At 71.8% G+C, this 12,296-nt stretch carries 10 protein-coding genes and 1 riboswitch; of the genes, 8 read left to right on the top strand and 2 right to left on the bottom strand.

Features of this window, described 5'->3' with window-relative positions:
- Window positions 1-5 precede the first annotated feature (5 nt).
- Window positions 6-320 carry a DUF6191 domain-containing protein gene (locus tag ACZ7OH_RS27315; RefSeq protein WP_470283393.1) on the bottom strand — a complete coding sequence of 105 codons (315 nt, stop codon included), beginning with the start codon at window positions 318-320 and terminating at the stop codon, window positions 6-8.
- 109 nt (window positions 321-429) lie between these two features.
- On the opposite strand from ACZ7OH_RS27315, the gene ACZ7OH_RS27310 reads away from it, so the two are divergent.
- Genes ACZ7OH_RS27310 through ACZ7OH_RS27300 form a run of 3 tightly spaced genes read left to right on the top strand, consistent with a single transcriptional unit; the run spans window position 430 to window position 2,434 of the window.
- Window positions 430-1,356: an ABC transporter ATP-binding protein gene (locus tag ACZ7OH_RS27310; RefSeq protein ID WP_470283392.1), complete on the top strand. Its 927-nt coding sequence runs from the start codon at window positions 430-432 to the stop codon at window positions 1,354-1,356.
- Window positions 1,353-2,198 carry an ABC transporter permease gene (locus tag ACZ7OH_RS27305; RefSeq protein WP_470283391.1) on the top strand — a complete coding sequence of 282 codons (846 nt, stop codon included), beginning with the start codon at window positions 1,353-1,355 and terminating at the stop codon, window positions 2,196-2,198. The genes ACZ7OH_RS27310 and ACZ7OH_RS27305 overlap by 4 nt, the downstream gene beginning before the upstream one ends.
- A gap of 2 nt (window positions 2,199-2,200) precedes the next feature.
- Entirely contained in the window at window positions 2,201-2,434 is a 234-nt protein-coding gene (locus tag ACZ7OH_RS27300) for a helix-turn-helix transcriptional regulator (protein WP_086676495.1), read from the top strand.
- Here ACZ7OH_RS27300 and ACZ7OH_RS27295 read toward each other — a convergent pair.
- Window positions 2,431-3,333, bottom strand: a complete 903-nt coding sequence (locus tag ACZ7OH_RS27295; protein ID WP_470283390.1) for a hypothetical protein — start codon at window positions 3,331-3,333, stop codon at window positions 2,431-2,433. The two genes, ACZ7OH_RS27300 and ACZ7OH_RS27295, sit on opposite strands and share 4 nt — an antisense overlap.
- A 157-nt stretch (window positions 3,334-3,490) precedes the next feature.
- Here ACZ7OH_RS27295 and ACZ7OH_RS27290 point away from each other — a divergent pair, with 157 nt between their 5' ends.
- From ACZ7OH_RS27290 to cobN, 5 genes are all read left to right on the top strand, one after another.
- A complete protein-coding gene (locus ACZ7OH_RS27290; RefSeq protein WP_470283389.1) occupies window positions 3,491-5,842 on the top strand; it encodes a HAMP domain-containing protein in 2,352 nt (783 codons plus the stop codon).
- A gap of 1 nt (window position 5,843) precedes the next feature.
- Entirely contained in the window at window positions 5,844-7,022 is a 1,179-nt protein-coding gene (gene pgsB / locus ACZ7OH_RS27285; RefSeq protein WP_470283388.1) for a poly-gamma-glutamate synthase PgsB, read from the top strand.
- Window positions 7,022-7,504, top strand: coding sequence for a poly-gamma-glutamate biosynthesis protein PgsC/CapC (locus ACZ7OH_RS27280; RefSeq protein ID WP_470283387.1), 483 nt, complete (start codon window positions 7,022-7,024; stop codon window positions 7,502-7,504). The genes pgsB and ACZ7OH_RS27280 overlap by 1 nt, the downstream gene beginning before the upstream one ends.
- A gap of 7 nt (window positions 7,505-7,511) precedes the next feature.
- Window positions 7,512-8,519 carry an NlpC/P60 family protein gene (locus ACZ7OH_RS27275; protein ID WP_470283386.1) on the top strand — a complete coding sequence of 336 codons (1,008 nt, stop codon included), beginning with the start codon at window positions 7,512-7,514 and terminating at the stop codon, window positions 8,517-8,519.
- 72 nt (window positions 8,520-8,591) lie between these two features.
- Window positions 8,592-8,663: riboswitch (cobalamin riboswitch) on the top strand.
- Window positions 8,664-8,712: 49 nt separating this feature from the next.
- Window positions 8,713-12,276, top strand: coding sequence for a cobaltochelatase subunit CobN (gene cobN / locus ACZ7OH_RS27270; protein ID WP_470283385.1), 3,564 nt, complete (start codon window positions 8,713-8,715; stop codon window positions 12,274-12,276).
- Window positions 12,277-12,296 lie beyond the last annotated feature (20 nt).

Here is a 12,296-nt window from a genome sequence, read left to right as displayed (position 1 = left end):
GGGAGTCACTGTAGCTGGCGGTTTTCCGGCTCAAGCGGGTCGGAACGCGGCCGGAGCCGGGCGATCCCGGCCTCGAGGTCCACGTCACGCAGGGGTGGCGCGCCGTCGGCGTCCTGCTCGACGAGCATCGACATCGTTTCCCGGTGTTCCAGCTCACGCCGCTTGGTGCCGTACAGGAACGCGGTGGTCTCTTCGAGGTAGGTCGCGGACATCCGCGCCTTGAAGCGCGAACCGTCCTTGCGCGGCCGCAGTTCGATCGCGGCCATGACCAGCAGGATCACGACGCCGCCCGGAAGAGCCAGCCCCAGCCAGGTACCCATGCCCGGCGAACCGGGTGACCGCGGGTCAAGTTCCCGGCACAGCAGAACTCTGATCAAATGTAGTAGGTGTGCTACATTCGATCGCATCAGTCCGATGGGGGTTGGCGAGATGAGAGATCCAGCTGTTCCCGTGGTCCGCGTGCGCGGGCTGCGGATGCGCTACGGCGCGAACGACGTGCTCCACGGCGTCGAGTTCGAGGCGCACCGGGGTGAGGTCGTGTGCCTGCTCGGGCCCAACGGCGCGGGCAAGACGACGACGATCGAGATCCTCGAGGGGTTCCGGATGCGGTCCGCGGGCGAGGTCGACGTCCTGGGCGTCGACCCGGCGCACGGCGGTGAGGACTGGCGGGCGCGGCTGGGGGTCGTGCTGCAATCCTGGCGTGACCACGGGAAGTGGCGCGTCCGGGAGCTGCTCGCGCACCTCGGCCGGTACTACGCGCCGTACTCGACGGCGTCACACCCGCGGCCGTGGGACACCGACGAGCTGATCGCAGCCGTCGGGCTGACCGAGCACGGGCAGAAGAAGATCAAAACCCTCTCCGGGGGCCAGCGGCGCCGGCTCGACGTCGCGATCGGCATCGTCGGGCGGCCCGAGCTGCTGTTCCTGGACGAGCCGACCGCGGGCTTCGACCCGGAGGCGCGGCGGGAGTTCCACGACCTGGTGCACCGGCTGTCCGACGAGCTGGACACGACGATCCTGCTGACCACGCACGACCTCGACGAGGCCGAGAAGCTGGCCGACCGGATCCTCATCCTCAACGGCGGCCGCATCGTCGCCGACGGCTCGGCCGACGCGCTGTCGCGGCAGATCTCCGGCGAAGCCGAGGTGCGCTGGACGGTCGACGGCCAGCGGTTCGTGCACCTGACGACCGAAGCGACGAAGTACGTCCACGACCTGTTCAAGCAGCACGGCGAGGCCGTCGCGGACCTCGAGGTCCGGCGGGCGTCGCTGGAGGACACGTACATGGCGCTGGTCCACCGCGCCGAAGCCGGCGGCGAGACGGAGCTGGGTCTCCAGGAAGCGGGTGCGCGATGAACGCCGTCGCGGTGCGGGCCGGGGTGGCCCGCGGCTGGATCGAGTTCAAGCAGACGTGGACCAACCGCGACGACGCGATCGGCCAGTTCGTCTTCATCGGAATCTTCCTGGGCGTGCTGTTCTTCATGCGGGACGCGACGCTGCCGGGCACCGGGTTCTCGCTCGGCGCGGTCACCGTGCCGAGCGTGCTCGGCGCCGGGATCGTGTTCAACGGGCTGAACGGCGCGGCGGGCCACCTCGCCGTCGACCGCGAGGACGGCACGCTGCTGCGGGCGAAAGCCACGCCGAACGGCATGCTCGGCTACCTCGTCGGGAAGACGACGTCGCTGTCGATGACGCAGGTCACCGGGCTGCTCATCACGCTCGTCCCGTGCCTGTTCCTGTACCCGGCCCTCGCACCCGGCGGTGTCTGGTCGTACCTGCACCTGCTGGGGGTCCTGGCCCTCGGCCTGACCGCGACGCTGCCGCTCGGCGCCGCACTGGGTTCGCTCGCCTCGAGCGCGCGCTCCCTCGGGTTCATCACGCTGCCGGTTCTGGGCCTGGGCGCGATCTCGGGGATCTTCTACCCCGTCACCGCGTTGCCGGTTTGGGTGCAGGACATCGCGCAGGTGTTCCCGATGTACTGGCTGGGCCTCGGCATGCGCTCGGCGCTGCTGCCGGACAGCGCGGTGGTCGTGGAGATCGGCCAGTCGTGGCGGCCGTTGCCGACCCTGGCCGTGCTGCTGGCGTGGTCCGTGATCGGATTGGCACTGGCCCCGGTGCTGCTGCGCCGCATGGCGCGGCGGGAAGCGGGATCGTCGGTGGCCGAACGGCGGCAGAAGGCCATGCAGCGTGTGGGGTAGAGATGAGTGAGGTCGTCTACAACCGGATCGCGATGCTGCGCGCGGAGCGGTCGATCTCGCGCCGCCAGCTGGCGGAGGCGCTGGGGGTGCACTACCAGACGATCGGCTACCTGGAACGCGGCGAGTACAGCCCGAGCCTGTTCGTGGCGCTGCGGATCGCGGAGTTCTTCGAGGTCCCGGTGGAGGTCCTGTTCTCGACGAAACCCTTCCCCCGCCTGGGAGAGCAGTCCGCCTAGGGCTTGGTGAGCTCGGCCTCCGCGAGCGCCCGGACGACGCCCGCGCGTCGTTCGGGTGACTCGCGGACCGTCCGGCTCATCTCCACGTGCAGGAACACCGTGTCGTCCGCCGCCGCCTGCTTGCCCTGGACGTTCTTCGTCCCTTCGAGCGCTCCGCAGCGTTCCTCCCAGGCGCGGCACACCGCGAACCCGTCCGCCGTCAAGCGCGTCGCCGTGCGGCGGGCCGCGTCGCCGGCCACCGAGGCTCCCGAGGACAGCACGATGTCCGTCGACGGCAGGTTTTCGTCGTGGAAGCCGTGCAGCTGGACCTGGGCCAGCCCTCGCCCGGCGAGCGCCGAAGCCACGACGTGGAACACCGAATCCTCTTCGTGCGCGACGTCGGCCTTGTTGTCGTCGGCCTTCCGGTGCGCGCCCGCCACCAGCAGCACCGCGCCCGGCGTGCGGCGGAACAGGTCGACGCCGAACAGCTCCGTCCGCAGGTCGAACGCCGGGTGCGGCACCTCGACCGCCAGCGACGGCGGGGCCGACCGGTCGATCACGTACATCCCCCACGCCCGCTCGGTGCCGGGTTCGTTGACGGCGATCGTGTACGGCCGCCCAGTCGCCGGGTCGACGCCGTCGTGCACCGAAAACCCGAGCTTTTCGAGGTCCGCCGTGCCGCGGCGGTCCAGCACCGCCGCGAACCCGGCCGCCGCCGTCCGACGTTCGTCGGATTTCGGTGAGCGGTACTCCTGGTCGGCGGACAGCTTCGAGGTGAAGTCGGTCACCAAGGAATCCAAACCGGCCTCCGGCGCGGGTTTCGGCGGTGCGTCGTCACCGAGGGTCAGTACCAGGGTGAGCACCAGGGCCAGTGCGACGGCCACGCCGGCCACGCTGAGCAACATCCGCGGTCGGCTCATCACCACCCGGAGTGTACTGATGTCACCGGTTCGTTAGCGTTAGGCACCATTTGTCCCCCAATGGGGGCAGTTGTAACGTCACCGAAGACGTCATGGATACCTTCACGTAACCCGAACGGGTGGGCCGCGGTGGCCGGAAGGGCCTGGGGAGACCCTCTTGAAACAGCACGAAGTTCGCACAGCGCGGCTGCGCGCCCAGATTCCGGAAGCGGGGTTCCCCCGCGGCGCCGGGGTCGCCTCGGCGACCGCGTTCGTCCTGTTGCTGCTCATCGCCGCCTTCACCGCGCTGTACCTGTCCACCGCGGGGCCGCTGTCCCTGATCCGCGCGAACGCCGCCGCCGGCCGCGTCCCCGACGAGGTGACCGCGGGCCAGCAGCGCGGCGCCACCGGTCTCGCGCAGAGCGTCGCCACCTCGGCGACGACCGCCGCCGGCGACCTCCAGGTCGCGTCCGGCTCCGGGGTGTTCGACACCGCGGACGACACCGCGCTGCTCACCCGCCTGGGTGAGACCTACGAAGACTGGCGTGGCGTCGTCGTCTACGACCCCACCGCGCAGAAGGTCCTGACCACCCGCGGCGAGCCGGTGCCGGTCGAGACGCTGCGCGGGGTCGCCGTCGCGAACCTCACCGTCCGGCCGGTCGCCCGTCCGGGCGACACCCCGCTCGTGCTGACCGCGCTCCCGCTCACCGGGACCCGCGCCGGCAAGCTCCTCGTCGTCTCGACGGCCCTGCGCACCACCGCCGGCGACCTCGACAAGGACACCCAGCAGCAGGTCCGCCTGGTCACCGCGGACGGCGCGGTCCTGTACTCGCACGGCTCCGACGTCACCGCGACCGACACCCGTGCCCAAGAGCTGCTGTCGCGCGCCGCCACGGCGGCCGCCGCCGGGCAGGCCGGCGTGCTGACCGGCCCGGCCGCCACCGAAAAGGGCAAGGAGCGAGCCCCGGTCGTCTCCTACGCGCCGGTCTCCCCCGCCGGCATCGGCGGCAGCCTCGGCCTGTCCGTCGTGACGTTCAGCCGCTTCCCGGTCGAGGCCGTGCCGGTGCGCTGGCCGGGCCTGATCCCCGCCGCCGCGTTGCTCGCGCTCGCCGTGGTCGGCTTCTTCCTGCTGCGGCGCACGGTCGTCGCGCCGATCCGGCGGCTCCGCACCGATGCCCTCGCGGTCGCCGCCGGCGTGCTCGGCAAGCCGGTCCGGCAGTCGCGGATCCGCGAGGTCAACCGCGTGACGGCGGCGCTCGAGCGGTCGCGCTCCAAGCTGCGCCGCCGCAAGCCCGCGCCGAACGTGCGCGCGGTCCTCTCCGCCCAGCTCGTCATCGCGGCCGTCGCGCTGGCCCTGCTCGGCTGGTCGGGCGCGGTCGCCGCGACGCTCGGCCGGCAGCACGCCGCGGTGTCGCCGACCATGCTCAGCGAGCACGGCGTCCGCGTCACGCGCTCGGCCGACACCCTGCGCCGCAGCCTCGCCGAAGGCCTCAGCGACCTGCAGTCCGTCGCCCGGCTCGGCAAGGGCAAGGAGCCGGAGCAGCTGCGCGGCATGCTCGACCGGCTCGCCGGCACCGAGAGCCGGTTCCGCAGCGTCTACGTCGCCGACGGCCAGGGCGCGGTCCGGCTGCTGGCCGGGCGCGAGTCGCTGCGCGACGCCGCGAGGCTGCCCGACGGCGAAGGCCTGCGCCAGCACAACACGAGCGGGCGCGTCCCGATCGTCTACGCCTTCACGCCGCTGCCGGACTCGACGAACGTCCTGGTCGGTGAGTACGACGTGCCGCGGATGGCCGGGCTGCTCGGCTCCGCGAGCGGCCGGGTCCGGGTCGTCGACGAGGGCAAGCGCACGATCGCCGACACCGAGGGCTACCTCGCGTTCTCCCCGCTGTCCGACGCGACGCTGGTCAAGAACGTCGACGCCGCGCAGTCCGGCAAGGACGCCCGCGAGACCACGTCGTCCGCGCTCGTCGCGGCGCAGCGCCTGGCCGACAAGGGCACCGCCGCGACGCTGAAGTGGGTCGTCGTCGCCGAGCAGCCGATCGGCTCGCTCGGGGTCGCGGACAACACCGTGCGCTCGGGCGCGCGGGTCGCCGCGCTGCTCACCGCCGTCGTCGCGCTGATGCTGTTCGCCTGGCACCTCCTGGTGGTCGTGCGGCCACTGCGGCGGGTCGGCGATGAGGCGCGGCGGGTCGCGGCCGGCGACACCGGCGCCGTCGTCTACCCGCAGCGCCAGGACGAGATCGGCACCATCGCCTCCTGCGTCGAGATCTGCCGGCAAGCCCTGACCGACGGGCGGAACAGGCTCGGCGAGGTCCGGCGGCCGACGGGGGCGGCGACCGACGAGACCGAGCTGCTCCAGAAGATCGTCGATGAGCCGGAACCCGCGCCGGAGCCGAAGCCGCGGCCGCCGTCGAAGCCACAACCCCCGCGCGCGGCCCGGCCGCAGACGCCGCCGCGGCTGCCCGCCCGGACGCCCGAGGAGAAAGCGAAGAACGACTACCTCAGCTGGCTGGACGGGGCCGGGGTCTGACGTGACGTTCCTCTACGTCGTGCTGCTCACAGCGTCGGCGGCGATGCTGGCCGCCGGGATCGCCGAACAGCGCCAGCACTACAAGCACCTGCACAGCATCCCGACGCGCGTGCTGGTCAACGGCATCCGCGGCAAGTCGTCGATCACCCGGCTCTGCGCGGGCGCCCTGCGCGGCGGCGGCCTGGTCACCACCGCCAAAACCACCGGTACCGCGGCCCGGTTCATCCACCCCGACGGCAGCGAAGAACCGGTCTACCGCAAGTTCGGCATCGCCAACGTCGTCGAGCAGATCGGCATCGTCCGCCGCGCCGCCGCCTACCGGCCCGACGCCCTCGTCATCGAATGCATGGCCGTCATGCCGGACCTGCAGGAGATCAACCAGAGCAAGCTGATCCGCTCCACCATCGGCGTGCTGTGCAACGTCCGCGAAGACCACCTCGCCGAGATGGGCCCCACCCTCGACGACGTCGCCCGCTCACTGTCGCGCTCGATGCCGGTCGGCGGGATCTGCCTGACCGCGGAGAAGGACCGGCTGCACATCCTGCAGGAGGAGGCCGACAAGCGGGACTGCGAGCTCATCGCCGTCGACCCCGAATCCGTCACCGACGCGGAGTTGCGCCGCTTCAGCTGGATCACGTTCAAGGAGAACGTCGCCATCGCGCTGGCCGTGGCGGACCTGCTCAACGTCAACCGGCAGCTCGCGCTCGAAGGCATGTGGGCCGCGCCGCCCGACCCGGGCGTACTGCAGGTCCACCAGTACCGCGCGGGCCGCCGTCACCTGCGGTTCGCCAACGTCTTCGCCGCGAACGACCCCGAATCGACGTTGATGAACATCGACCAGCTCCGCCGCCAAGGGGCGATCACCGACCCGCTGCACGTGATCATCAACTGCCGCCCCGACCGCGTCGAGCGCAACGGCCAGATGGGCGCGCTCATCCCGAAGATCGCCCCGGAACGCGTGGTGCTGATCGGCGAGCCGACGCGCAGCGCCCGCGCCGCGATCCCGAGCGAGTGGCACGACCGCGTCGTCGACCTGGGCGGGTCGCGGTCGCCGCGGGACCTGCTGCGCGGGATCGTCGGCGGCGTCGGGCGGCACGCGTCGCTGATCGCCATCGGCAACATCCACGGCCAGGGGGAACTGCTCATCGAGGAACTCGCCAAACTGGAACCGGTCGCCTGATGCTCACCACGTCCCTCGCCCCCGAGGTCGCCACCGTCGGCCTGGCCATCGGCCTGCTGCTGTCGCTGGTCTGCTACCTGACGACGAACCTGTCGCCCGGCGGCATGATCACGCCCGGCTGGATCGCGCTGACCATGGTCGAGGACTACCGTCGCGCGGCGATCATCGTGCTGATGACGGCGCTGACGTTCGGCGGCACGAAGCTGTTGCAGCGCCTGGTGATCCTCTACGGCAAGCGGCTGTTCGCGGCGGTCGTGCTGCTGGGCGTCGTGCTGCAGACGACGTTGCTGATCGTACTGCAGGCCGACTTCCCGCTGCTGTTCGTGCACCAGACGCTCGGGTTCGTCGTGCCCGGTCTGGTCGCCTACCAGCTGGTGCGGCAGAAGCCGATGGCCACGATGCTCGCCACTGGCGGGGTGAGCGTGGCCAGCTACGCGATCCTGATCAGCGGCGTGCTGGTCGGGCTGGTCCCGACGGTGTGAGGTGACGATGCGCAAGCCGGTCCGGATCGGCGTGCTGGCCGCGGTCATCGGCGTGTCCGGCACGGCGGCGGTCTACGTCGCCACGCAGGACCAGCAGGGCATCACGGCCATCTCGGCGTCGGCGGCGCCCTCGGGCGCGGCGGTCACCGGCGGCTACACCTACGAACGGCTGGAGAACCCGCCCCGGACGGTCGTCCGCGACGCCGCGGGCGCGCAGCTCGCGTCCTTCACCGACGGCGCCCGCACGGCGATGCTGACGGGCCGCTCGCGGACCTTCACCGAGCCGAGGTTCACCAAGGTCAGCATCACCTCGACGGCCTGGATCCGGCTCGCGCCGCAGACGTGGCACCCGGGCGCGGAGAAGGAGAAGTGGTTCACCGACTGGCTGCCGAAGGCGATCGGCGACACCGATCCGGACGTCCTGGCCGTCGCGTTGCAGTACACCGACGGCGCGGCCGACCAGACCGCGAAGAAGCTGCGGATCGCCGGGGATGCCAACTTCGGCCCGGACAGCGCCGAGGGCCGGCTCGAGAAGTCGGATTTCTACGACTACCTGGGCATCGGCTGGGACTTCCCGGGCGGCGTCCACGAGGCGGCGGAGCCGGCGCGGGCGCGGTCGCTGGACTGCTCCGGGTTCGTGCGGATGGTGTACGGCTACCGGTCGGGGTACCCGCTGCTCGGGACGAACGCGAAGGGCCCGGGCCTGCCGCGCCGGGCGTGGGCGCTGTCGGAGCTGGGCCCGGGCGCCGAGGTCATCCACGACGAGAAGAAGCAGGCGACGGACTTCAGCACGCTCCAACCGGGTGACCTGCTGTTCTTCAACCTCGAGCCCCAGCTGGGGACGCAGGTGTCGCACACGGGCATCTACCTGGGCATCGACAGCGACGGCCACCACCGCGTGCTGTCCAGCCGGAAGGTGGCGAACGGGCCGACCTTCGGCGACGCCGGCGGGGTGTCGCTGATCGACGGCTCCGGGACGTACGCGAAGGCCTTCCGCGCGGCGAAGCGGCTCTGAGCCGCGTACGTCACCTTGACGCGCCCGCACCGGCACCGGAGAGTGAGGGCGATACCCACGCGTCGGCAGGTGGAGGAACCCGGTGAGAGTCCGGGGCGGTCCCGCCACTGTCATCGGGGAGCGATCCCCGGGAGCCAGGAACTCCGGCCGGCGCGCCCGTCTACCCGGGGCGCGGACCCCGAGGAGGAACCTCGTGATCCTGCTGCTGTCCACTTCGGACACCGACCTGCTCAGCGCCCGTTCGGCCGACGCGGAGTTCCGGCTGGCGAACCCCTCGCGCCTCGACGTCGCCGAGCTGCCGGGCCTGCTCGAGGGCGTGCGCATCGTCGTCGTCCGCATCCTCGGCACCCCGCGGACCTGGCAGGACGGCCTGGACACGCTGCTGGCGTCGGGCGCGCACGTCGTCGTCCTGGGCGGGGAGCAGACACCGGACGCCGAGCTGATGAAGCTCTCGACCGTCCCGGCCGGCATCGCCGCCGAGGCCCACGCCTACCTCGCGCAGGGCGGCCCGGCGAACCTCACCCAGCTGCACCGGTTCCTCTCCGACACGCTCCTGCTCACCGGCGACGGCTTCGAGCCGCCCGCCCGTCAGCCCGAATGGGGCATCCTCGAGCGTCCTTCGCGAGGCGACGGCCCGGTCATCGGGATCCTGTACTACCGGGCGCACCACCTGTCCGGGAACACGCACTTCGTCCACGCGCTCGCCGACGAGATCGAGGCGGCGGGCGGGCGCGCGTTGCCGATCTACTGTGCTTCGCTGCGTACACGCGCGCCGGAGATGATGGCCGAGCTGGGCAAGGTCGACGCCCTGCTGGTCACCGTGCTCGCGGCGGGCGGCACGCGGCCGTCCGAGGTGGGCGCCGGGGGCGACGACGAGGCGTGGGACGTCGCCGAGATGGCCGCGCTCGACGTCCCGATCCTGCAGGCGCTGTGCCTGACCAGCGACCGCGAGACGTGGGCGGCCAACGACGACGGCCTCTCGCCGCTCGACGCCGGGAACCAGATGGCCGTCCCGGAGTTCGACGGGCGGCTGATCACGGTGCCGTTCTCGTTCAAGGAGCTGGACGAGGACGGTCTCCCCCGGTACGTGCCGGACGCCGAGCGCGCGTCCCGCGTCGCCCGCATCGCGCTGGCCCACGCCCGGCTGCGGCACACGCCCGCGTCGGAGCGGCGGATCGCGTTGATGCTGTCCGCGTACCCGACGAAGCACTCCCGTGTCGGCAACGCGGTCGGGCTGGACACGCCGGCGTCGGCGATCGAGCTGCTGCGGCGGATGCGCGCCCAGGGCTACGACCTCGGTCCGGACGCCTTCCCGGGCGTCGACCCGACCGGCACCGACCAGCCCGACGGCGACGCGTTGATCCACGCGCTGATCGCCGCCGGCGGCCAGGACCCGGAGTGGCTGACCGAGGAACAGCTGTCCGGGAACCCGATCCGCGTCCCGGCCGCGCGGTACCAGGAGTGGTTCGACGCGCTGCCCGCGGAGCTCCGCGAGGGCGTCGAGGAGCACTGGGGCCCGGCGCCGGGCGAGCTGTACGTCGACAACGGCGACATCGTGCTGGCGTCGCTGCAGAGCGGCAACGTCATCATCATGATCCAGCCGCCGCGCGGGTTCGGCGAGAACCCCGTCGCGATCTACCACAACCCGGACCTGCCGCCGAGCCACCACTACCTGGCCGCGTACCGGTGGCTGGAGGAGGAGTTCGGCGCGCACGCCGTCGTCCACCTGGGCAAGCACGGGTCGCTCGAATGGCTGCCGGGCAAGACGGCCGGGCTGTCGGCGTCGTGCGCGCCCGACGCCGTCCTCGGGAACCTGCCGCTGGTGTACCCGTTCCTGATCAACGACCCGGGCGAGGGCGCGCAGGCGAAGCGGCGGGCGCACGCGACGATCGTCGACCACCTGATCCCGCCGATGGCGCGCGCGGAGTCCTACGGCGACATGGCGCGGCTCGAGCAGCTCATGGACGAGCACGCGAACATCGCGGCGATGGACCCGGCGAAGCTGCCGGCGATCCGCGCCCAGATCTGGACGCTGATCCAGGCCGCGAAGCTGGACCACGACCTCGGCGTCGACGAACGGCCGCACGACGCGGAGTTCGACGACTTCCTGCTGCACATCGACGGCTGGCTGTGCGAGGTCAAGGACGCCCAGATCCGCGACGGCCTGCACATCCTGGGCGCGGCTCCGGTCGGCGAGGCGCGCGTCAACCTGGTGCTGGCGATGCTGCGCGCGTCCCAGATGTGGGGCGGCAAGCAAGGCGCGGTGCCGGGGCTGCGGTCCGCGCTGGGGCTGAAGGAAGACGCTCCGATGTCCGAAGTGGACGCTGCCGAGAAGACCGCGCGCGAGCTCGTCCAGACGATGGAGATGCGCGGCTGGGACGCGACCGCGGTCGCGTCGGTGGCGCCGGACCCCGAGGTCGCCCGCGTACTTTCGTTCGCGGCCGAGGAGATCGTCCCGCGGCTCGCGGGGACCACGGCCGAGCTGGACGCGGTGCTGCACGCGCTCGACGGCGGGTACATCCCGGCGGGGCCGAGCGGGTCGCCGTTGCGCGGGCTGGTGAACGTCCTCCCGACGGGCCGCAACTTCTACACGGTCGACCCGAAGGCCATCCCGAGCCGGCTGGCTTGGGAGACCGGGCAGGCGCTGGCGGACTCGCTGGTGAAGCGGTACCGCGAGGACACGGGCGACTGGCCGCGCTCGGTCGGGCTCTCGGTGTGGGGAACGTCGGCGATGCGCACGTCCGGCGACGACGCGGCGGAAGTCCTGGCGCTGCTGGGTGTCCAGCCGGTGTGGGACGAGGCATCGCGGCGGGTGACGGGCATCGAAGCGATCCCCCTCGCGGAGCTGGGCCGGCCCCGCATCGACGTGACGATCCGGATCAGCGGCTTCTTCCGCGACGCGTTCCCGCACGTCATCACGTTGCTGGACGACGCGGTGCGCCTGGTGTCCTCTTTGGACGAACCGCTGGCGGAGAACTTCGTCCGGGCGCACGTTTCCGCGGACCTGGCCACGCACGGCGACTCCCGCCGCGCGACCACGCGCATCTTCGGGTCGAAGCCGGGCGCGTACGGCGCGGGTCTGCTGCCCCTGATGGACAGCGGGAACTGGCGCGACGACAAGGATCTGGCAGAGGTGTACGCGGTCTGGGGCGGCTTCGCGTACGGCCGCGACCTGGACGGCCGTCCGGCGCGCGAGGACATGGAGAACTCGTACAAGCGCATCGTGGTGGCGGCGAAGAACACGGACACGCGCGAGCACGACATCGCGGACTCGGACGACTACTTCCAGTACCACGGCGGGATGATCGCGACGGTCCGCGCGCTGACGGGCACGGCCCCGGCGTCCTACGTGGGCGACAGCACGTCACCGGACGCGGTCCGCACGCGAACGCTGGGCGAGGAGACGGCCCGGGTGTTCCGCGCCCGGGTGGTCAACCCGCGCTGGCTGGCGGCGATGCGCCGGCACGGCTACAAAGGAGCGTTCGAGCTGGCGGCCACAGTGGACTACTTGTTCGGCTTCGACGCGACGGCCGGCGTGGTCGGGGACTGGATGTACGAGAAGCTGACCGAGTCGTACGTGCTGGACGAGGTCAACCAGGAGTTCCTGCGGCAGGCGAACCCGTGGGCGTTGCGCGGGATCGTGGAGCGGTTGAACGAGGCCGCGGACCGCGGGCTGTGGGAGGAGCCGGACCCGGAGCTGCTCGCGAAGATGCGCGAGGTGTACCTGTCCTTGGAGGGCGACCTCGAGTCGGAGTAGAAACGCCCGGGAAACGCGGG

It is taken from the genome of Amycolatopsis sp. NPDC114478 (assembly GCF_055633805.1).
The sequence above is the reverse complement of the archived record's forward strand: the minus strand, read 5'-3'. Positions and strand labels throughout refer to the sequence as shown.